Origin of the sequence: Pseudomonas sp. FP453, assembly GCF_030687495.1 — a bacterium.
Taxonomy (GTDB): Bacteria; Pseudomonadota; Gammaproteobacteria; order Pseudomonadales; family Pseudomonadaceae; genus Aquipseudomonas.
The window spans coordinates 5,689,412-5,709,714 of the sequence record NZ_CP117435.1 but is presented as its reverse complement, the minus strand read 5'-3'; the positions used below and the strand labels follow the sequence as shown (position 1 = coordinate 5,709,714).

The 20,303-nt window shown below is 62.5% G+C and carries 17 protein-coding genes; 3 read left to right on the top strand and 14 right to left on the bottom strand.

From position 1 onward, the window contains the following. The first annotated feature begins 7 nt into the window (after positions 1-7). On the top strand, positions 8-1,381 hold the full coding sequence (gene creD, locus PSH87_RS26085) for a cell envelope integrity protein CreD (RefSeq protein WP_305431610.1): 1,374 nt from the start codon (positions 8-10) through the stop codon (positions 1,379-1,381). A 174-nt stretch (positions 1,382-1,555) separates the two neighbouring features. Here the strand turns inward: creD and PSH87_RS26080 are convergent, their stop codons facing one another. The 8 genes from PSH87_RS26080 to PSH87_RS26045 all read right to left on the bottom strand — a co-directional run bounded on the left by PSH87_RS26080 (position 1,556) and on the right by PSH87_RS26045 (position 10,498). Continuing rightward, a complete protein-coding gene (locus PSH87_RS26080) occupies positions 1,556-2,185 on the bottom strand; it encodes a glutathione S-transferase N-terminal domain-containing protein (protein WP_305431609.1) in 630 nt (209 codons plus the stop codon). Positions 2,186-2,319: 134 nt separating this feature from the next. Then, positions 2,320-2,502, bottom strand: a complete 183-nt coding sequence (locus PSH87_RS26075; RefSeq protein ID WP_017738460.1) for a hypothetical protein — start codon at positions 2,500-2,502, stop codon at positions 2,320-2,322. Further along, positions 2,499-3,593 carry a PepSY domain-containing protein gene (locus tag PSH87_RS26070; RefSeq protein ID WP_305431607.1) on the bottom strand — a complete coding sequence of 365 codons (1,095 nt, stop codon included), beginning with the start codon at positions 3,591-3,593 and terminating at the stop codon, positions 2,499-2,501. The genes PSH87_RS26075 and PSH87_RS26070 overlap by 4 nt, the downstream gene beginning before the upstream one ends. 61 nt (positions 3,594-3,654) lie before the next feature. After that, positions 3,655-6,084: a TonB-dependent siderophore receptor gene (locus tag PSH87_RS26065; protein ID WP_305431606.1), complete on the bottom strand. Its 2,430-nt coding sequence runs from the start codon at positions 6,082-6,084 to the stop codon at positions 3,655-3,657. A 203-nt stretch (positions 6,085-6,287) separates the two neighbouring features. After that, positions 6,288-7,256: a FecR domain-containing protein gene (locus tag PSH87_RS26060; RefSeq protein ID WP_017738463.1), complete on the bottom strand. Its 969-nt coding sequence runs from the start codon at positions 7,254-7,256 to the stop codon at positions 6,288-6,290. Next, the gene (locus PSH87_RS26055; protein WP_305431605.1) at positions 7,253-7,771 is read right to left on the bottom strand and encodes an RNA polymerase sigma factor; all 519 of its coding nucleotides are present in this window, start codon (positions 7,769-7,771) and stop codon (positions 7,253-7,255) included. The genes PSH87_RS26060 and PSH87_RS26055 overlap by 4 nt, the downstream gene beginning before the upstream one ends. A gap of 100 nt (positions 7,772-7,871) precedes the next feature. Continuing rightward, on the bottom strand, positions 7,872-8,579 hold the full coding sequence (locus PSH87_RS26050; protein ID WP_305431604.1) for a PolC-type DNA polymerase III: 708 nt from the start codon (positions 8,577-8,579) through the stop codon (positions 7,872-7,874). Beyond that, positions 8,576-10,498, bottom strand: coding sequence for a putative nucleotidyltransferase substrate binding domain-containing protein (locus PSH87_RS26045; protein WP_305431603.1), 1,923 nt, complete (start codon positions 10,496-10,498; stop codon positions 8,576-8,578). The genes PSH87_RS26050 and PSH87_RS26045 overlap by 4 nt, the downstream gene beginning before the upstream one ends. A 246-nt stretch (positions 10,499-10,744) precedes the next feature. On the opposite strand from PSH87_RS26045, the gene PSH87_RS26040 reads away from it, so the two are divergent. After that, the gene (locus tag PSH87_RS26040) at positions 10,745-11,191 is read left to right on the top strand and encodes a response regulator (RefSeq protein WP_017738467.1); all 447 of its coding nucleotides are present in this window, start codon (positions 10,745-10,747) and stop codon (positions 11,189-11,191) included. Positions 11,192-11,367: 176 nt separating this feature from the next. Here the strand turns inward: PSH87_RS26040 and PSH87_RS26035 are convergent, their stop codons facing one another. After that, a complete protein-coding gene (locus PSH87_RS26035) occupies positions 11,368-13,545 on the bottom strand; it encodes a malate synthase G (RefSeq protein WP_305431602.1) in 2,178 nt (725 codons plus the stop codon). Between the two features lie 266 nt (positions 13,546-13,811). Here PSH87_RS26035 and PSH87_RS26030 point away from each other — a divergent pair, with 266 nt between their 5' ends. Further along, the gene (locus PSH87_RS26030; protein ID WP_305431601.1) at positions 13,812-14,324 is read left to right on the top strand and encodes a glycine cleavage system protein R; all 513 of its coding nucleotides are present in this window, start codon (positions 13,812-13,814) and stop codon (positions 14,322-14,324) included. Between the two features lie 223 nt (positions 14,325-14,547). Here the strand turns inward: PSH87_RS26030 and rarD are convergent, their stop codons facing one another. The 5 genes from rarD to PSH87_RS26005 all read right to left on the bottom strand — a co-directional run bounded on the left by rarD (position 14,548) and on the right by PSH87_RS26005 (position 20,285). Continuing rightward, positions 14,548-15,432: an EamA family transporter RarD gene (rarD, locus tag PSH87_RS26025; protein ID WP_017738471.1), complete on the bottom strand. Its 885-nt coding sequence runs from the start codon at positions 15,430-15,432 to the stop codon at positions 14,548-14,550. Positions 15,433-15,610: 178 nt separating this feature from the next. Then, positions 15,611-16,585: a serine/threonine protein kinase gene (locus PSH87_RS26020; RefSeq protein ID WP_305431600.1), complete on the bottom strand. Its 975-nt coding sequence runs from the start codon at positions 16,583-16,585 to the stop codon at positions 15,611-15,613. Positions 16,586-16,746: 161 nt separating this feature from the next. Beyond that, positions 16,747-18,645 (bottom strand): PhoX family phosphatase, encoded by a 1,899-nt coding sequence (locus PSH87_RS26015; protein ID WP_305431598.1) that lies wholly within the window; start codon positions 18,643-18,645, stop codon positions 16,747-16,749. A gap of 79 nt (positions 18,646-18,724) precedes the next feature. Further along, entirely contained in the window at positions 18,725-19,489 is a 765-nt protein-coding gene (locus PSH87_RS26010; protein ID WP_017739542.1) for a TOBE domain-containing protein, read from the bottom strand. Positions 19,490-19,547: 58 nt separating this feature from the next. Continuing rightward, positions 19,548-20,285, bottom strand: coding sequence for a ComF family protein (locus PSH87_RS26005; RefSeq protein ID WP_305431597.1), 738 nt, complete (start codon positions 20,283-20,285; stop codon positions 19,548-19,550). Positions 20,286-20,303: the final 18 nt, after the last annotated feature.

Below are 20,303 nucleotides of genomic sequence, written 5' to 3'. Positions count from 1 at the left end.
GAGTCCCATGAACCGCAGTCTGCTTTTCAAACTCGGCGCGATTGCGCTGCTGATGCTGGTATTGCTGATTCCATTGCTGATGATCAACGGCATCATCGGCGATCGCCAATACACTCGCGACACCGTGCTGGAGGATATTGCCCGCAGTTCCAGCTACAGCCAGCGCCTCACCGGCCCGGTGATGGTGGTGCCTTACCGCAAGACCGTGCGCGAGTGGAAGCTCAATGAAAAGCTCAACAAACGCTACGAAGTCACCCGTGAAGAGCGGGGTCGTCTGTATTTCCTGCCGGACCGTTTTGAGCTCGACGGCAAGGTGCAGACCGAACTGCGCGCGCGGGGCATCTACCAGGCGCGGCTGTTCCATGCCGACAACCGCATCAGTGGGCGCTTCGAGTTGCCTGCGCAGTTGGGCATCACTGAAGACTTCGCCGATTACCGCTTTGAGCCGGCGTTTCTGGCGGTGGGTATCAGCGATATTCGCGGCATTGAAAACGCGCTGAAACTGGAGCTGGGCAGCCAGCAGCTGGACTTCGAACCCGGCTCTCAAGTGGACTGGCTGGGGGAAGGCGTACATGTGGCGTTGCCGCAACAGGACAGCAAAAAGCCCTACGTCGTGGACTTCGCCTTTGACCTGCGCCTGCAAGGCACCGAGCAGTTGCAAGTGGTGCCGGTGGGCAAGATCAGCCAGGTGGCGCTGGCCTCCAACTGGCCGCACCCGAGCTTTATCGGCAATTTCCTGCCAGCCCAGCGGGACGTTACCGACACAGGCTTTACCGCCAACTGGCAGACCACCTTCTTTTCCACCAACCTCGAACAGGCGCTGCAAAGTTGCCTGGACGGCCAGGGCTGCAAGGACTTCACCAACCGCAGCTTCGGCGTGAACTTCATCGACCCGGTGGACCAGTACCTCAAGAGTGACCGTGCGATCAAATACGCGCTGCTGTTTATCGCCCTGACCTTTGCCGGCTTCTTCCTGTTCGAAGTGCTGAAGAACCTGGCAGTGCACCCGATCCAATACGCGTTGGTGGGCTTTGCGCTGGCGTTTTTTTACCTGCTGCTGTTGTCGTTGTCCGAGCACATCGGCTTCGCCCTGGCTTACCTCATCTCCGCCAGTGCCTGTGTGTTGTTGATCGGCTTCTACGTCTGCCATGTGCTGCGCAGCATCAGCCATGGGCTGGGCTTTTCGGCGGGGTTGGCGGCGTTGTATGGCTTGCTCTACGGGCTGTTGAGTGCCGAGGATTACGCGCTGCTGATGGGCTCGCTGCTGTTGTTTGGTTTGTTGGGCACGGTGATGGTGCTGACGCGCAAGCTGGATTGGTATGGGGTGGGCAAGCGCAAGGCGGTGGAGCCGTTGCAGTTTGATCTGGAGGGGGGGCAATGATTGGGTTAAGGGAAGATCAGCAGATGAAGGCGCGGATGATCGACTACCTCAACCACGCCACGGGACTATGTGGGAGCTGGCTTGCCTGCGATGGCGGGCTGTCAGTTTGCACCTGCTTGGCTGACCCACCGCTATCGCAGGCAAGCCAGCTCCCACAGTGGGCAGCGGTGAGCTTCAGGCAGGCGGCTGGGTCTGCTGCATCGAAGGGCGCTGGCTGACCTCGGCGTACCACGCGGCAAGCTTCGGGTTATCGAGGCGCCATTGCAGGTCCGGATGGCGGAAATCCAGGTAACCCAAGGCACACGCCACACTGATCGCAGCAATATCGAAATGGCTGGCCAACTCCGCAATCGCGTCCGCTTCCAACTCGGCGACACTGCGACGGATCTTGTTGCGTTGCTCATCCAGCCACTGGTCCCAATGTTTCTCCACCGGGCGCATGGCGGTCTCGTAGCGCACCAGCACGGCGGCATCCATGATGCCGTCGGCCATCGACGCCAGGGTCAGGCGGCGCCAGCGCGCCGAGCCGTCGCGGGGGATCAGCGGGTTGCCGACGTGCTGGTGATCAAGGTAATCGAGGATCACCCGGCTGTCGTGCAACACCGAACCGTCGGCCAGGCGCAGGGCCGGGATCTTGCCCACCGGGTTGCCTTGCAGCACGTGCTGGTCGGGCTGGATCGGCGTCGGCAGTGTCGCTTGCAGGGCCACGCGGTCCTGCTGGCCGGTTTCGAGCAGCAGCACGCGGACTTTGCGCACGAAGGGGGAGGCGGGGTTGTGGAACAGGGTCATGGTGGGCATGGGCATTCCTCAAGATGGCAGCGGCTAGCCTAGAGGCATTGGTGGTGTTTTTGAAGGCCTCATCGCGGGCAAGCCCGCTCCCACAGTTGACCGTGTTCACACATCAACCTGTGGGAGCTGGCTTGCCTGCGATAACGCCCTCAGCCCCGCCGCTTAAACAACCCCCAAACACCAATCACCGCCGGCACCCCCAACCCCACCCAACTCAACGAATCCCACCACCCGTCCCCCAGCAACGCCGCAAACAAACCGGCGGCACTGAGCAAACCAATCCCCAGCGGAATCGCAAACACCTTCCAGAAACTCGATTGCCTTGGCTTCATGTCTTACGCCTGACGATCCACAGATAAACCCCACTGCCCAACACGATGATGGTCAGCACATCCAACACCGCCCACAAGATCTTCATCGGCATGCCGCCATAGTCGCCAAAGTGCAGGGGCTGGGACATGCCCATGGCGTCCATGTACCACGGCCGTTCGGCGATGGCGGTGACGGCCAGGGTGCTGGCGTCGATCAGCACCGGCGTGAGCAGGTGCGAGGTCAGGTGGGTGCTGCCTTTCATGAACACCGCATAGTGATGCTCGCTGGAAAACCGCGTGCCGGGGAAGGCGATAAAGTCCGGCCGCATGCCGGGCGCAGCCTTGGCGGCGATGGTCAGCAGTTCGCTGGCCGGCGCGCGTTGGGTCAGCGGCGGCGCGTGTTCGTACGGTTCGATCATGGCGCTGAGGCTGTCCTGGCGCCAGGCGGCGATGATCAGGTCGGCGCAGGCGCTGATCACACCCGTGACGCCCACCACCAGCGCCCAGGTCAGGGTGACCACGCCGAGCAGGTTGTGCAGGTCGAGCCAGCGCAGGCGCGTGGATTTGTCCTGGCGCACGGTGGCGAACTTCAAGCGCCGCATGAACGGCAGGTACAACACCGTGCCCGAAATGATCGCCAGCACAAACAAGATGCCCATGAACGCCAGCAGCAACTTGCCCGGCAACCCGGCGAACATATCCACATGCAGGCGCAGCAGGAACAGGGTGAAACCGCCATTCGCCGACGGCATCTCCACCGCATCCCCGGTACGCGCATCCAGCATGAAGGTGTGGGACGCGTTGGGCTCGGTGCCGGCGGTAGCCGCCATGATTGCAATCACGCCGTTTGCGTCGTCTTCGTCCCAGGCCAGGTATTGCATGGCTTCGCCGGGGCGATGGGCCTGGGCCTTGGCCACCAGTTGCTCGAGGTTGAGCTGCGGCGTGTCGGCAGGCATGTGCGCCAGCTGCGGCTCGTTGCCCAGCAGGTGGTCGATCTCGTGGTGAAACACCAGCGGCAGGCCGGTGAGGGCGAGCAGCAGCAGGAACACCGTGCAGATCAGGCTGGTCCAGGTGTGGACGAAGGACCAGCGGCGGATGGTTTTGCTTTTCATTTTCCAGCCTTCAGACATGCCAAGGCCGCCCATTGGGCGGCCCGGTTGTTAACTCAGCCGATTACCACTGGTAGGTGGCACTGGCGACGACGCTGCGTTGGTCGCCGAAGTAGCAGTAGTTGGCGTCACAGGTCGACAAGTAGTCCTTGTTGAACAGGTTGGTGGCGTTGAGCTTCACCGATGCGCCCTTGAGGCTGGTGTCCAGGCGGCCGAGGTCGTAATGCACCGAGCCGTCGAACACGGTATAGGCGTTGGCCTTGCCCAGCCAGGTGTTGGCCTGGTCGCCGTAGGTGTTGCCGGTGTAGCGCGCGCCGAAGCCGATGCCGAAACCATCGAGCGGGCCGGTGTGCCAGGTGTAGTCAGTCCACAGCGAGGCTTGCTGGTTGGGCATCAAGGTCAGGCGGTTGCCTTTGTAGATGCCTTTTTGCACTTCGGACTTGGCCAGGGTGTAGGCGGCGATGACCTTGAGGTTCTCGGTCACGTCAGACACGGCTTCCAGCTCCAGGCCCTTGACCTTCACTTCGCCGGTCTGGCTGTTGATTTGCTGGTTGCCGGCGCCGAGGGTAGTGACTTGCACATTCTTCTGGGTCAGGTCGTAGACCGCTGCCGTCAACAACGTGTTGGAGCCGGGCGGCTGATACTTGACGCCCATTTCCCACTGTTTGCCTTCGGTCGGTTTAAACGTCTTGGACGCACTGGTATCGGCGTTGCTCGCTGGCTGGAACGATTCGGCGTAGGACAAGTACGGTACGAAGCCCGAATCAAACACATAGCTCAGCGCCGCGTTGCCGCTGAAGTGTTTGACGCGGTCGGTGTTGGTTGCATCGCTGTCGTTGAAGTAAGTGGTGGCCTGATGCACCCAGTCTTCACGCCCGCCCAGGGTCAGGCGCCATTTGTCCAGGGCCATCTGGTCTTGTACGTAGAGGCCGGTCTGCACGGTTTTCTGGTTGTAGTCGTAGAACGGCCGGACGTCGGTCGGGCGTACTGTCGGCGTAGTATTGATCGGGTTGAAGATGTTGGTCCCCGAGGCGGTGCCGTAGATCGCACGGTAGGACGTATCGGTACGCTGGTGATCCAGGCCCAGCAGCAGGGTGTGGATCACGTCGCCGGTGACGAAGTCGGCCTGGAAGTTGTTGTCCACGGCGAACTGGCCGATGTTTTCGTCCACGTTGGTGGTGGAACGGCTGACGTTGCCCGCCGCATCGGCTGGCGAGTAAGCGTAGGAACCCACGGTCAGTTGCTGGAACGACAGCTCCGACTTGGTGTAGCGCAGGTTCTGCTTGAACTGCCACGTGTCGTTGAAACGGTGCTCGAACGCGTAGCCCAGCGCGTAGTAGGTACGGTCGTAGAACTCGTAGTCCGGGTCGCCGAGGTTCTTGTGATGGGACACTTCGCCCAGCGGCGATTTGATCTTGGTGCCCTGGATCGGCATGAACTGGCTGGTGGTGCCGGTATCGTCGCGGGTGAACTGCGAGAGGAAGGTCAGCTTGGTGTCGGGATCCATGTTCCAGGTCAGGCTGGGGGCGATGTTGTAGCGCTTGTTGTCGATATGATCGACCTGGGTGCCGGCATCGCGTACCACGCCGCTGAGGCCGTAGAGGAACTGGCCTTCATCATCGATCTTGCCGGTGCTGGCGAAGTTGATCTGGCGGTAGTTGTCGCTGCCGTATTGCACTTGGACGGCATGGCTCGACTCTTCGCTGGGACGGCGGCTGACCATGTCCAGGAGGCCGCCCGGTGGCGTTTGGCCGTACACCGACGACGCCGGGCCGCGCAGCAGGGCGAGGCGGTCGAGGTTCCAGGTCTCGGCCTTCGGGTTGGCGTACACGCCGCGTGGCAGTGGCAGGCCGTCGAGGAACTGGGTCGGTTCGAAACCGCGCACCCGCATCCAGTCGTAGCGGGTGTCGCTGCCGTAGCTGGCGGAGACGATGCCGGGCATGTATTTGACCGCGTCATCCAGGTTCTGCACGTTGCGGTCTTGCATCTGCTGGCGGGTGGCGACGGAAATCGAGCGCGGCGCCTCGACCAGGGCGGTGTCGGTCTTGGTGCCGGCGGCGGTGCGCGTTGCGACATAACCGTCCACCGGGCCCCAGGCGCTTTCAGTGCTGCCTTGGCCAATGATATTGGTCTCCGGCAACGCCACCACACCTTCCGGGATCGCCACCAGCGTGTACGTCCCGGCGCTGCTCTGCTCCAGCTGCAAGCCCGTGCCACGCAACGCCTCGCGCAGTGCGCCTTGTGCATCGAACTGGCCTTTGACCGGAGCCGAGGTTTTACCCGCAGCGAGCGCCGGGTTGAGGGTCAGCGCCAGGCCCGCCTGGCTGGCGATCTGGTTCAAGGTACTTGCCAGGGGAGCCGCCGGCAGGTTGTAGGCGCGCACGCTGGAGGCCTGTTCGGCGGCGATCAGCAACGGGCTGGCCAGCGGGGCGCTGAGGGCGATGGCCACGGCTAACAGGCTGGGGCGCAACAGGGTGTCTAGCGTGCGGGACATGGGGCGGCTCCTGAATGGAAATATTTCTCAATTGCCTAGGTGCCGAACGAGAATCGAAAAGTGATAGGGCTGGGTGAAAATATTTTTTGGGTGTTCTTGAGGGCCTCATCGCAGGCAAGCCAGCTCCCACATTTGATTTGTGAACACAGTCGAGTGTGGGAGCTGGCTTGCCTGCGATAGCAATCGCCCAGGCACCCCAGAACCTAAGGCTTGGCGCCGACAGTCACCCACCACGGCGTATGCTGCTCGATCTGCACCGGCAATGTCGGCAGCAGCGCATTCAGCGCCAGGGTCGTGTCATGCAGCGGGAAGCTGCCGGTAATGCGCAGGTCCGCCACATTCTTATCCACACCCAGGTGCCCGGTGCGGTAGCGCGCCAGTTCCGCCACCACATCCCCCAGGCGCGCGTTGTCCACCACCAGCATGCCGCGCGTCCACGCGTCGGTGGCGGGCGTCACGGCCAGCGTCGGGCCCAGGCCATCGCTGCGCATCAGCACCTGCTGGCCTTCCTTGAAGATCTGTTCCTGCGGCAACGCCTCGGGCTGGGCGCCGACCGCCGATTGCAGCACGCTCAAGCGCGTGGCGTCGTCTTCGCGCCTGACGATAAACCGCGTGCCCAGCGCCCGCAGGCTGCCGTCGCGGGTCTGCACATAGAACGGCCGCGCGTCGTTGTGGCCGGTCTCGACGAGGATTTCGCCCTCCTGCAACACGATCAGCCGGCGTTTTTCATCGAAGCGCACGTCGATGGCGCTGTGGGTGTTGAGGTTGATCAGGGTGCCGTCCGCCAGTTTCAGCGTGCGCTGCTCGCCGGTGGCGGTGCGTTGGTCGGCCAGCCAGTAGTGGATCGGCACATAGCGTTCCCCGGCAAACAACGCGAGGCCAATCACCACGGCGATGCTCGCCAAGCCACTACCAAGCTTGCGCACCCGCTGGCGAATGCCCTCGCGGGACTGCAACAACGCCGCCCGTGCCGGGCCCGAAGCCGCGCTGAAACGCTGGTCGAGCATGCCCAGTTGGCGCCAGGCGCGGGCGTGTTCTTCGTCGCTGGCCAGCCATTTGTCGAACTCTTCGCGCTCCACCGGGCTGCCATCCCCGGAATCGAGGGACAGTTGCCAGGCAATCGCCGCATCCAGCACCCGGGCCGACACCGGTTTGGAGCTGATCACGCTCACAGCGGCTCGCCATACAGGGCGATGTAGCACTGGCGAATGCCCTGGGCCAGATACTGGCGCACACGCGGCACCGACACACCGAGGCGCTGGGCGATTTCGGCGTGGCCCAGGCCGTCGAGGCGGTTATAGAGGAAGGCGGCGCGGGCCTTGCTCGACAGCTTGCCCAGCAGGCGGTCGATGGCCTTGAGGTCTTCGAGGATCAGTTGCTGGTCTTCCGGTGATGGGTGTTCGCTTTCCGGGATCAGCATCAGTTCGGTGAGATAGGCCTGTTCCAGGGCGGCGCGGCGGAAATAGTCGAACAGCAGGCCCTTGGCGATGGCCACCAGGAACGCCCGGGGTTCGCGGGGTTCGCGCAGCTCGTCACGGCCCAGCAGGCGCATGAAGGTGTCCTGGCTCAGGTCTTCGGCGCGGCTCGGGCACGCCACGTTGCGTCGTAGCCAGGCCAACAGCCAGCCACGATGGTCGCGGTACAACGCGCCAACAAGCTCACTGTGTGGGTTCTGGATCGACGACAAGGCATCACCTGGCAAACAAAACGTTTAAACTAACGAGAATTATTCGCGATTGTGTCAGAGGCGTCGGGTGGGCGCAATTGGCGTCTGTCGGGTGATGCTATTAAAACGATGGCGTCTGTTTACGCCGTTTCCATTGGCTCAAACGCTCGTGCAGCGCTTGCGGCGTGTCGATGTGCTGCTGGCGCGCGCGGCTGAACAGGATCAGCATCAGCTCGGCCGTGGCCAGGGCGTCGGCGCTGGCGTGATGGCGTTCGCCCACGTGCAGGTTGAAATGGTTGATCCAGTCATCCAGCCCGGCTTCGCGGATATGCGCCTCGGGGCACAGCAGCGGGGCGATATCGGCCACATCCAGGAACGGGTGGGCCAGGCGATAACCGAGGCTATCCTTGAGCGCCCGGCTCAGCATGTGTTGATCGAACGGCGCATGAAACGCCAGCAGCGGGCTGTCGCCGACAAACGCCATGAAGTCCAGCAGCGCTTCCACCGGATCGCTGCCGGCCGCAATCGCGCTGGGGCCGAGGCCGTGGATCAATACGCTGGGGCCAGGCTTGGTTTCGGCCCGTTGCAAGGTGCGCTCGAACATCTGCGAGAAATCCACCGCGCCGTCTTCGATCACCACCGCGCCGATAGACAGCACCTGGTCGCGGTTGAGGTTCAGGCCGCTGGTTTCCAGGTCCAGGACCACCCAGCGCTGGCTGCGCAAGGTGCCAGTTCCTAGTGCGGCAGGCGTGGGCAACTGCGCCAGACGTTGCTGTTGCGGGGTGTCGAGCCGTGGTTTTTTCGCACGCAACCAGCTGAATAGGCTCACAGCTGATACCGCAACGTCAGGCTGCTTTGCAGGCGCTGGGCCTGGCGCAGGGATTCGCGCAGGATGCGCCGGTCGAGGTGGTTGAGGCTGTCGGGATCGACGCGGTTGGAGTAGGGCTGGTTTTCCCGGGTCTGCAACTGATGCTGTTGCATGCGGGTTTGCTGGATAAAGTGATACGCCTCTTCATAGGCGGCGCCGTCCAGCGGCTCGATGACTTCCTTGACCACCAACTGGCGCAGGCGCTCCAGGGTGTTGTTGGTGTGGATGCCATTGGCCAGCGCCAGCAGGCGTGCACCGTCGACGAAAGGCGTGAGGCCCTGCACCTTGAGGTCCAGCGTGGCCTTTTCGCTGCCTTTACGCGACAGCACAAACTCGCGGAAACGTCCTACGGGCGGGCGCTGGCGCAAGGCGTTCTCTGCGAGCATGCGCTGGAACAGCCGGTTATCCGCGACCTGATCAAGAATGCCCTGGCGCAGCTGCTCACAGCCGCGTTCATCGCCCCACACCACGCGCAGGTCGAAATAGATGCTCGAACCCAGCAGATTCTCCGGCGTGGCCTCGCGGATAAACGCTGCAAAACGCCGCGCCCATTCGGCCCGCGACAGGCACAGCTCGGGGTTGCCGGCCATGATATTGCCCTTGCACAGGCTGAACCCGCACAGCGCCAGGCTTTGGTTGATCTGCTGCGCCAAGGGCAACAGCAGGGCGCGGATAGACGCGGCTTCGGCGGCGTCCTTGGCGTCGAACAGGATGCCGTTGTCCTGGTCGGTGTACAGCGTCTGTTCGCGGCGGCCTTCGCTGCCGAAACACAGCCAGCTGAACGGCACGCCGGGGTCGCCTTTTTCCGCGAGGGTCAGCTCGATGACCCGGCACACGGTGTGATCGTTGAGCAGGGTAATGATGTGGGTGATCTGGGTGGACGACGCGCCATGGGCGAGCATGCGCTCGACCAACTGGCCGATTTCGCCGCGGATCGCCACCAGGTTGTCCACCCGGGGCGCGTTGCGGATGGTGCGGGCCAGGTGCACCAGGTCCACCCGTTGCAGGGAAAACAGGTCGCGCTCGGACACCACGCCACACAATCGCTGATCCTTGACCAGGCAGACGTGGGCGATATGCCGCTCGGTCATGGCGATGGCTGCGTCGAAGGCGCTGTGGTCCGGGGTCAGGTAGAACGGTGCCTGGGTCATGTGGCCGGCGATGGCCTGGCTGAAATCGCTGACACCGTCCGCGACCACGTGCCGTAGGTCGCGCAGGGTGAAAATCCCCAGGGGCGCCTTGTGCTCGTCAACGATCACAATGCTGCCGACCTGTTGCTCATGCATCAGCGTCACCGCCTCGCGCAGCGGTGTGGCTGGGCTGCACGTCACCGGGTGGCGCATGGCCAACTCGCCGAGGCGGGTGTTCAGGGAGTATTGGGTGCCGAGGGTCTCCACGGCTTTTTGCTGGACCTGCTGGTTGACCTGGTCCAGCAGGCTGCTCACGCCGCGTAGGGCAAAGTCTCGGAACGGGCTGGAAAGGGCAAACAGTTTGATAAACGCCGGCTTGTTCAGCTGCAGGCAGAAAGTGTCCTCAGCGGCTTTATGTTCGGTGCGGGTGGCGCGCTCGCCCAACAGCGCGGCGAGGGGGAAACATTCGCCGGTGGCGATTTCGAAGGTGGTCTCGGCCGAGTCCGGCCGTTCGCCGACCACACGGCCCTGCTTGACGATATAAAAGTGTTCGACGGGCCCGCCCGACGGCTTGAGGATGCTCTCGCCGGGGCCAAAGAAGCGCAATTGGCACTGTTCCACCAGAAACGCCACATGCGCGTTTTCCATCTGGTTGAACGGCGGGAAGCGCTGCAGGAACTGCAAGGTGCCGTGAATGTTCTGCAACACAGCAGTTTTCCCCGCCTGGGCGAAGGCATCAGCTTTACTCATAACAGTGACCGCAATTTTATTGTCGTTATCGTCCTGCATGGTCGGCTCCTGCGGGGCGGGTGCCCATTGGACGTAAGTCTAGGTCCCGGGAGCCGGCGTAAACCTAGGGAAAAACCTTACATGAAGATTGTGCAAAACCCGTAGAACGCCCACTAGGCAAACTTTCCGACGAAGTGCACATTGTTCGCCCTTCCGCAGATGTCTGACGAGTGTGCTGGGAGATTGATGAGAACTGCTGAGAACCGTATGTCCGACCACGATATTTTGAGTGATGCCGAGCGCGAGGCGCTGAGCGCCGTGATGCTGGAGCCTGATTTACCGCCGCAACGGGTGTTGATCGTCGATGACGACAAGGACGCCCGTGAACTGCTGGCGGAAATCCTCGGGCTGGACGGTATTCGCTGCATGACCGCCGAGAGTGGCGAGGCGGCGTGGGCATTGTTGCAGTCCAGCGGTTCCATTGGTCTGCTCATCACCGACCTGCGCATGGCGCCCAGCAACGGTTTGGAGCTGATCCGCAAGGTGCGCGAGTCCACACGGGCGGCGTTGCCGATCATCATCATGTCGGGGGACGCCGAAGCATTGGATGTGATCGATGCGATGCATCTGAGCGTGGTGGACTTTTTGCTCAAGCCGATTGATAGCGTGAAGTTGGCGAAGATGGTCAAGCGGGAGTTGGGGATGGCGGCCTGATTTTTGGGGTGACTGGGCGGGCCCCATCGCAGGCAAGCCAGCTCCCACAGTTGACCGCGTACATCCTGTAGGAACTCGGTCAACTGTGGGAGCTGGCTTGCCTGCGATGGGGCCGCCACATTCACCACAACTCCCCAAAGAAAAAGCCCCGGTCTCTCAACCAGGGCTTTTTTCATTTACAGGCCGTTTTTAGCCTTGAACTCCCGACGCCGACGGTGCAACACCGGCTCGGTATAGCCATTCGGCTGCTTGGTGCCTTCAATCACCAACTCCACCGCCGCCTGGAACGCGATGTTGCTGTCGAAATCCGGTGCCAGTGGGCGGTACAACTTATCCCCAGCGTTCTGACGGTCCACCACCGGCGCCATGCGCTTGAGGCTTTCCAGCACCTGGGCTTCGTTGACGATGCCGTGGCGCAGCCAGTTGGCGATGTGCTGGCTGGAGATGCGCAGGGTGGCGCGGTCTTCCATCAGGCCGACATCGTTGATGTCCGGCACTTTCGAGCAGCCGACGCCCTGGTCGATCCAGCGCACCACATAACCGAGGATGCCCTGGGCGTTGTTGTCCAGCTCATTGCGGATTTCTTCGTCGGACCAATCGGTGTTGGTCGCCAGAGGAATGGTCAGGATGTCGTCCACCGAGGCGCGTTCGCGCGTGGCCAGTTCGGCCTGGCGGGCGAAGACGTCGACCTTGTGGTAATGCAGCGCGTGCAGCGCAGCGGCGGTCGGCGACGGTACCCAGGCGGTGTTGGCACCGGCCAGTGGGTGGGCGATTTTCTGTTCGAGCATCGCCGCCATCAGGTCGGGCATCGCCCACATGCCTTTACCGATCTGCGCACGGCCTTGCAGGCCGGTGCTCAGGCCGATGTCGACGTTCCAGTTTTCGTAGGCGCCGATCCATTTTTCCGCTTTCATTGCCGCCTTGCGCACCATCGCGCCGGCTTCCATGGATGTGTGGATTTCGTCGCCGGTGCGGTCGAGGAAGCCGGTGTTGATAAACACCACGCGCTCGCTGGCCGCCTTGATACAGGCCTTGAGGTTGACCGTGGTGCGGCGTTCCTCGTCCATGATCCCGACTTTGAGGGTGTTGCGCGGCAGCTTCAGCACGTCTTCGATGCGACCGAACAGCTCGTTGGTGAACGCGGCTTCTTCCGGGCCGTGCATCTTCGGTTTGACGATGTACACGGAGCCGGTGCGGCTGTTCTTGCGGCTGCTGTTGCCGTTGAGGCTGTGGGTCGCCGCCAGGCTGGTGACCAGGCCGTCGAGGATGCCTTCCGGCACTTCGTTGCCGTCTTTGTCGAGGATCGCATCGATGGTCATCAGGTGACCGACGTTGCGCACGAACAGCAGCGAACGGCCGTGCAAGGTCACGTCCTGGCCATTTACGCCGGTATACACGCGGTCGGCGTTCATGGTGCGGGTGAAGGTCTTGCCGCCCTTGGCCACTTCTTCGGCCAGGTCGCCCTTCATCAGGCCGAGCCAGTTGCGGTAGATCACCACTTTGTCATCGGCATCGACGGCGGCGACGGAGTCTTCGCAGTCCATGATGGTGGTCAGCGCGGCTTCCATCAGCACATCTTTGACGCCGGCGGCGTCGGTCTGGCCGACCGGGGTGCTGGCGTCGATCTGGATTTCGAAGTGCAGGCCATTGTGTTTCAGCAGCACGGCGGTGGGTTGTGCCGCGTCGCCGTGGAAGCCGATCAGTTGCGCGTCGTCGCGCAGGCCGCTGTTGCTGCCGCCCTTGAGGCTGACGATCAGCTTGCCGTCGACGATCTTGTAACCGGTGGAGTCGACGTGGCTGCCGGCGCTGAGCGGCGCGGCTTCGTCAAGGAAGGCGCGGGCGAAGGCAATCACTTTGTCGCCACGCACTTTGTTGTAGCCCTGGCCCTTTTCGGCGCCGTCGGCTTCGCTGATGGCATCGGTGCCATACAGCGCGTCATACAGCGAGCCCCAACGGGCATTGGAGGCGTTGAGGGCGAAGCGCGCATTCATCACCGGCACCACCAGCTGCGGGCCGGCCATGCGGGCGATCTCGTCGTCGACGTTTTGGGTCGTGGCCTGGAAGTCTGCGGCTTCTGGCAGCAGGTATCCGATGTCTTGCAGGAAGGCTTTGTAGGCCACCGCATCGTAGGCCTGGCCGGCGTGGGTCTGGTGCCAGGTGTCGATGCGCGCCTGGAAATCGTCGCGTTTGGCGAGTAGGGCTTTGTTCTTCGGTGCCAGGTCATGGATGACCTTGTCGGCACCGGCCCAGAACTGGTCGGCAGTAATGCCGGTGCCGGGAATGGCTTCGTTGTTCACGAAGTCGAACAGGACTTTGGCGACCTGCAGGCCACCGACTTGAACGTGTTCAGTCATTGCTTGCCTCACTCTGCACAGCTTAAGCGCTTTTTAGATTTTCATTATGTAGTGCCAGGTTGCGCATACTACATGATGACTTGCGGTTGTGAAAATTAGACTAAATACGTCGTTTAGCGACCCACTTTGGTCGTACGGTCACAGCGGAGAACGGGATGTTCTCAAAAAACTATTGGATTGTTCCAGATAAATCTAAAAATGGTACACGATTTGTTTTCGGTGGCCGTCGAGTCCACCTTGTAGATTGAATTCCAGAGGGCATCGCCATGGACCATCTTGTACTCACAATTATCGCCGCCGACAAACCCGGCCTGGTTGAACGTATTGCGCAGAACATCGCCGCCCACGGCGGCAACTGGCTGGAAAGCCGCATGGCCCACATGGCGGGGCAATTTGCCGGGATCTTGCGGGTCAGTGTTCCTACAGAAAACCGTCAGGCATTGGTGGGCGCGCTGGACGACTTATCCACACACGGCATTCGCGTGCTGGTGGGCGAGGGCAGCAGTGGGCAGGCTAGCGCGTCCAGATCCATCATGATGACGCTGGTGGGCAATGACCGTTCAGGCATCGTGCGCGAGATCACCGCGCTGCTGAGCAAGCAGGGGGTGAACCTGGAGAGCCTGAGCACCGATGTACGCCCGGCGCCGATGAGCGGCGACCCGCTGTTCACCGCCGAGGCGCTGTTGCAGGTGCCCGCGGCGCTGTCCCTGGATACCTTGCAGCTATCCCTGGAAACCCTGGCCGACGACCTGATGGTGGAACTGCATCACGAGGAATAATCTGCCCACAAGGTTATGCATGAAAATCTTGCATGGGCCTGTGGATAACCTGTAGAGACCCGGCGCCAGGCCACGCCGGCCGGGCGTCTTCACTGTTTGAGCAAAAAACGAGCAATTTCAAAAGCTTGTGCACAAATGGCGGGGATCAGGCTGTGGATAACCTTGGGGTGGATGTCTGCAAGCCACGCCGGCTGTGGCTTGCAGAGGTTTGTACGTTATTTGATCAGCGTTTGCGCACGCTCAGCCACGCATCCACGCTGTAGACCACCAGGCCGGCCCAGATAAACGCGAAGGCAATCAACGTGCTCGGTGCCAGGTGTTCACCGAAGAGCAGCACGGCTTCCAGCAGCACCAGGGTCGGCGCGACGTACTGCAAAAAGCCCAATGCGGTGTAGGGCAAATGCCGTGCGGCGGCGTTGAAACACACCAGCGGGATCAGCGTCACCGGGCCTGCGGCCACCAGCCACCAGGCTTCGGACGTGCTCCAGAACGCCAGTTGTGCACTGTGGGCGGTGGGGTTGAACAACAACCACGCCACGGCAATCGGCACCAGCATCCACGTTTCCACGACCAGCCCCGGCAGTGCCTTGACCGGCGCCTGTTTGCGGATCAAACCGTAGAAACCAAAGGTCAGCGCCAGCACCAGCGACACCCACGGCAAACTGCCCACCTGCCACACCTGCTGCGCCACACCCACCGCTGCCAGCGCGACCGCGGCCCACTGCAAGCGCCGCAGGCGTTCGCCGAGGAGCAGCATGCCCAGCAGCACATTCACCAACGGGTTGATGTAGTAACCCAGACTCGCTTCGAGCATGCGCCCGCTGTTCACCGACCACACGTAGGTCAGCCAGTTACCCGCAATCAACGACCCGCTGAGGGCCAGGATCGCCAGGCGCTTGGGGTTGTCGCGCAGTTCACGGAACCAGCCGGGGTGCTTCCACACCATCAGCAACAAACCGCCGAACAGCGCGGACCACAACACGCGGTGCACGATGATTTCGGCGGCCGGGACGCTGGCGATGGCTTTGAAGTAGAGCGGGAACAGGCCCCAGATGACATAGGCGCTCAGGCCCAGGATGTAACCCTTGCGGGGGTTGGCGGCGTGCATTGCAGAATCCTTGCTTAGGCAGCTAACAAAGCGCGATTGTAAGGATATTTATCGGGTCATGGGTGGCGCTTTTCTGTGGGAGCTGGCTTGCCTGCGATAGCGGTCGTTCAGACACATTCATGCTGAATGTGCAGCCGTCATCGCAGGCAAGCCAGCTCCCACAGGGGAGAGGGTTGGGTCAGAAGAGTTTCAGGGGTTCTTCGTTGAGGGCCGACAGCTGTTCGCGCAACGCCAACACCTGGTCGCCCCAATAACGTTCGCTGCCAAACCACGGGAAGCTATGGGGAAACGCCGGGTCATCCCAGCGCCGCGCGAGCCAGGCGCTGTAATGCATCAGACGCAAGGCGCGCAGCGGTTCGATCAGGGCCAGTTCGCGCGGGTCGAAGTCGTGGAATTCCTGGTAGCCGTCCATCAATTCCGACAACTGTCCCAGACATTCCTGACGATCACCGGCGAGCATCATCCACAGGTCCTGCACCGCCGGGCCCATGCGACAGTCATCCAGATCGACGATGTGGAACATCTCGTCGCGGCACATCATGTTGCCGGGGTGGCAATCGCCGTGCATGCGGATGTTCTTGTGGGGCGTGGCCTTGTACACCTCTTCCACGCGCGTGAGCAGGTCGCGGGCCACGGACTCGTAGGCCGGCAGCAGGCTCTTGGGGATAAAGTTGCCTTCGAGCAGGGTGTTGAGGGAATCGTGACCGAAGTTTTTCACACCCAGGGCTTCACGGTGTTCGAACGGGCGGGTGGCACCCACCGCATGCAAACGGCCCAGCAGTTGCCCGAGGCGATAGAGCTGGTCGAGATTGCCCGGCTCCGGCGCACGGCCGCCGCGGCGGGGGAACAGGGCGAAACGGAAACCGGCGTGTTCGAACAGGCTTTCACCGTTGTGGATCAGCGGCGCGACCACCGGCACTTCGCATTCCGCCAGCTCAAAGGTGAAGCGGTGTTCTTCGAGGATCGCTTCGTTGGTCCAGCGCTGCGGGCGGTAGAACTTGGCGATCAGCGGCTCGGCGTCGTCGATGCCCACCTGATAGACGCGGTTTTCGTAGCTGTTGAGCGCCAGGACGCGCGCATCGCTGAGGAAACCGATGCTTTCGACCGCGTCGAGGACCAGATCGGGGGTGAGTGTTTCAAACGGGTGGGCCATGCGAACTCCTGCGCGCAGCAGGGCGCCGCGTCCGGCCGGGTATGGTAACAGCATAGATAGGCGGTGGCTGTGGGGACGCCTTCGCGGGCAAGCCAGCTCCCACAGTTGGAGTTGTGAATACCTTCAACTGTGGGAGCTGGCTTGCCTGCGATAAGGCCCTGTCAGGCGCCGACTATCCCACCATCATCCCGCCGAATCGCCATCACCGACGAGCGCGGCTTGCCGTTCGGCAGATGCTCCGGCCAGGTCGAGCCGCCGGTTTCCCCCGGGTGCTGGATCCCCACAAACAGCGTCTTCTGATCCGGCGAGAAGCTGATGCCCGTCACCTCACATGCCACCGGTCCGACCATGAACCGGCGGATTTCCCCAGTGGCCGGGTCGGCACACAGCATCTGGTTATTGCCCATCCCGGCGAAGTCGCCTGCGTTGCTGTAGTCGCCGTCGGTAAGAATCCACAGGCGCCCGGCCTTGTCGAAACCCAGGCCATCGGGGCTGTTGAACATGTTTTGCGGGTTGATATTCGATGAGCCACCTTTCGGCGTTCCGGCATGCACGCCCGGATTGCCGGCCACCACAAACAGGTCCCAGGTGAACGTGTGGCCGCCGTGGTTATCGGCGTCGGCCTTCCAGCGCAGGATCTGGCCGTAGACGTTTTTCTCCCTAGGGTTGGGGCCGCCCACCGGCTGGCCGTCTTCGCCGCGCTTGGCGTTGTTGGTCAGGGTGCAATAGACCTGGCCGTCGGTGGGGCTGACCACGATCCATTCCGGGCGGTCCATGCGCGTGGCTTTCACCACACTGGCGGCGAGGCGCGCGTGGATCAGCACCTCGGCCTGGCTGGCGAAACCGCTGCTGGCGTCGATGCCGTTCTTGCCGTGGGTCAGCTCGACCCATTGACCGGTGCCCTTGGGATGGTCGGCGTTGCCGTCGCCCGCGTCGAAGATCGCCACATACAAGGTGCCGTGGTCCAGCAGGTCTTTGTTGGCCTTGGGGTTCTTGTGGTTGATCTTGTCGCGGCTGACGAACTTGTAGATGAATTCACCGCGTTCATCGTCGCCCATGTACACCACGGCGCGGCCGTCGCGGGTTTCGGCCAGCGCTGCGTTTTCGTGCTTGAAGCGGCCGAGGGCGGTGCGCTTGACCGGGGTGGATTTGGGATCGAACGGATCGATTTCCACCACCCAGCCGTGGCGATTGAGCTCGTTGGGATTTTTAGCAAGGTCAAAGCGCGGGTCGTGCTGGTGCCAGTTGATCTCTTTGCTGGCGGCCACGGCGCCGTAGCGCTTTTGCCCGGCATTGAAGGTTTGTTGTGGGTTGCTGCTGCCGAAGCAGTCGGTGAAGTTCTCTTCACAGGTCAGATAAGTGCCCCATGGCGTCTTGCCGTTGGCGCAGTTCTGGAAGGTGCCGAGGGCTTTGGTGCCGGTTTTGTCGGCGCCGGTTTTCAGCCAGGCGTGGCCGGCAGCGGGGCCGCCCAGGCGGATCGGCGAGTTGCCGTGGATGCGCCGGTTGTAGCGCGAGTCCTGGACGAATTGCCAAGTGTCGCCCTTGCGCCGTACTTCAATCACCGAGACACCCTCGCTGGCCAGGGCCTTGCGCACTTCTTCGGCCGATTGTGGCGCGCCGCCGTGGGCGAAGAGGTAGCGGTAGTTGGTGTATTCGTTGTTGATCGCCATGAGCGCGCGGTTGTCTTCGCCGGGGAAGGCGAACAGGCTCATGCCGTCGTTGTGGTCGCCGAATTGCTGTTCCTGGGCCTCGGCGGTGCCGTTGCCGGACGGGTCGAAGGCCGGTGCAGTCTTGCTCAGCGGTTGGCCCCAGCTGATCAGCACCGAAGCGCTGTAGCCCGGTGGCAAGGTAATGGCGTCGCTGGTGGCGGCGGCGATGCTGGTGAAACCCAGCAACGGGCTGGCGGAGGCGGCGTTGACGGCCATGGCGCTGCGGCTCAGCAGGTTGCCGCCGAGGAACATGGCCGCGCCGCACAGGGCACCGGCGCCGATAAAGCGGCGGCGGGTGAGGCCGACCATCTGTTCAAGGTCGGTGGCTTGGTTTTCTTCTAATAGGCTCATCTCAGGCTCCCTGCGGTTTTTGCAGACACCTTAAGGAGCGCGCGTGACGAAATTGTTGCAGTTTGACGGCGAGCGTTGCCTACACCGGTGTGCCGAGCAACACATTGCTCGGCGCGAATTGCACCTGGATCGCCTCGCCCTCGGCGGCGCCCAGGGCCTTGAGTGCGTCGGGCTGGGCTAGGGCACACAGAACCTGGCCGTTCGGCAGGGCGATGCGCACTTCGCTGGGGCCGTCGTCGGCGGCGAGAACCATCTCGATCATGCCGCCCATGCAATTGTGTCCAGGTGTTGCAGCAGCACCGGGAGCCAACAATTCCAGCCAGCCAGCCTTGATCAACGCGACCACTTCCACGCCGGTCTCCAGTTCCAGGCGCTGGGTGCTGTCGTGGGTGATCTGCGCTTGCAACGTCAGGCCGCCCGCCAGTTGCAGGCGGATCAGGTCGTTGCGGCCATGGCTTTCAATCGCCATGACTTGGCCGTGCAACTGGTTGCGCGCGCTGGTGCGCAGCATCAGGCGGCCGAGCAGGTTGAAGTCGCTGGCGGCCTCATCCGAACCCAGCAGTTCGGCCTGCAACACTTGCAGGCGCTGGTAGAGACGCAACACCCGCTCACCCTCGGCGGTCAGCTTGGCGCCGCCACCGCCCTTGCCGCCGACGCTGCGTTCCACCAGGGGCTTTTGCGCGAGGTTGTTCAGCTCGTCGATGGCGTCCCAGGCGGCCTTGTAGCTCAAGCCGGCGCTTTTTGCCGCGCGGGTGATCGAGCCCTGTTCGGCGATATGCCCCAGCAAGGCAATGCGCTGGGGGCGGCGGATGATGTGTTGGCTGAGGGAGGCTGGCAGAGACATGGCGACACGCTTGGATGAGATAAACCGAACGTTGCGGGCAAGGCGCGGCGGCGTCAAGTCATGCGCCCGGTTTGGGGGTGCGGGCCAGGCAATACACGTCGACGCGGCGTGCGCCGGCATTGATCAACAGGCGGGCGAGGCTGTGGGCGGTGGCGCCGGTGGTGAGCACATCGTCCACCAGGGCGAAGTGGCGGCCCGTCACGTCGGCGCTGGTAGCCAGGGCGAAGGCCGTGAGCAGGTTGCGCTGGCGGCTTTTGGCGTCGAGGGCCTGTTGCGCGACGGTGTCTTGCGGACGTAACAGCAGGTGTTCATCCACGGCGATGTCGAGGTCTTGGCTGAGCCAGCGCGCGATCATGAGTGCCTGGTTAAAGCCGCGCTCACGCAGGCGTTTGCGCGCCATGGGCACCGGCAGCAGGCAGTCGGGGCGGGTCAGTCCGCTGTTGTCGAAGCGATGTTGCAGGTGCTGGCCCAACAGTCGCGCAAGCATGTGCCCGAGGGGCCAGCGTGCCTGGTGCTTGAAGCGGCTGATCAGGCTGTCGATGGGGAAGCTGTAGGTCCAGGGGGCGATCACCTGTTTAAAGGCGGACGGTTTTTTCAGGCACGGGCCGCATATCAGGCCCTCCATCGGCAAGGGCAGGGCACATATGGCGCACTGTTCCATTAACCACGGCAGCTCGGTTTCGCAGACGTTGCATACACAATGGCTGGCGTGTGTCGCTTCATCGCAGATTAAACAGGTGTGTGCGTTTTTTAACCAGATGTAAACCTGGTGTTTGTGCTCAGGTTGACAGTGCATGAATCTTCCTTAAATATG

Bases quoted from the DNA above. Each gene is read 5' to 3' on its own strand.
- creD (WP_305431610.1), top strand. From the start codon at position 8: ATGAACCGCAGTCTGCTTTTCAAACTCGGCGCGATTGCGCTGCTGATG.
- PSH87_RS26080 (WP_305431609.1), bottom strand. From the start codon at position 2,185: ATGCCCATGCCCACCATGACCCTGTTCCACAACCCCGCCTCCCCCTTC.
- PSH87_RS26075 (WP_017738460.1), bottom strand. From the start codon at position 2,502: ATGAAGCCAAGGCAATCGAGTTTCTGGAAGGTGTTTGCGATTCCGCTG.
- PSH87_RS26070 (WP_305431607.1), bottom strand. From the start codon at position 3,593: ATGAAAAGCAAAACCATCCGCCGCTGGTCCTTCGTCCACACCTGGACC.
- PSH87_RS26065 (WP_305431606.1), bottom strand. From the start codon at position 6,084: ATGTCCCGCACGCTAGACACCCTGTTGCGCCCCAGCCTGTTAGCCGTG.
- PSH87_RS26045 (WP_305431603.1), bottom strand. From the start codon at position 10,498: ATGAGTAAAGCTGATGCCTTCGCCCAGGCGGGGAAAACTGCTGTGTTG.
- PSH87_RS26040 (WP_017738467.1), top strand. From the start codon at position 10,745: ATGTCCGACCACGATATTTTGAGTGATGCCGAGCGCGAGGCGCTGAGC.
- PSH87_RS26035 (WP_305431602.1), bottom strand. From the start codon at position 13,545: ATGACTGAACACGTTCAAGTCGGTGGCCTGCAGGTCGCCAAAGTCCTG.
- PSH87_RS26030 (WP_305431601.1), top strand. From the start codon at position 13,812: ATGGACCATCTTGTACTCACAATTATCGCCGCCGACAAACCCGGCCTG.
- rarD (WP_017738471.1), bottom strand. From the start codon at position 15,432: ATGCACGCCGCCAACCCCCGCAAGGGTTACATCCTGGGCCTGAGCGCC.
- PSH87_RS26020 (WP_305431600.1), bottom strand. From the start codon at position 16,585: ATGGCCCACCCGTTTGAAACACTCACCCCCGATCTGGTCCTCGACGCG.
- PSH87_RS26015 (WP_305431598.1), bottom strand. From the start codon at position 18,645: ATGAGCCTATTAGAAGAAAACCAAGCCACCGACCTTGAACAGATGGTC.
- PSH87_RS26010 (WP_017739542.1), bottom strand. From the start codon at position 19,489: ATGTCTCTGCCAGCCTCCCTCAGCCAACACATCATCCGCCGCCCCCAG.
- PSH87_RS26005 (WP_305431597.1), bottom strand. From the start codon at position 20,285: ATGCACTGTCAACCTGAGCACAAACACCAGGTTTACATCTGGTTAAAA.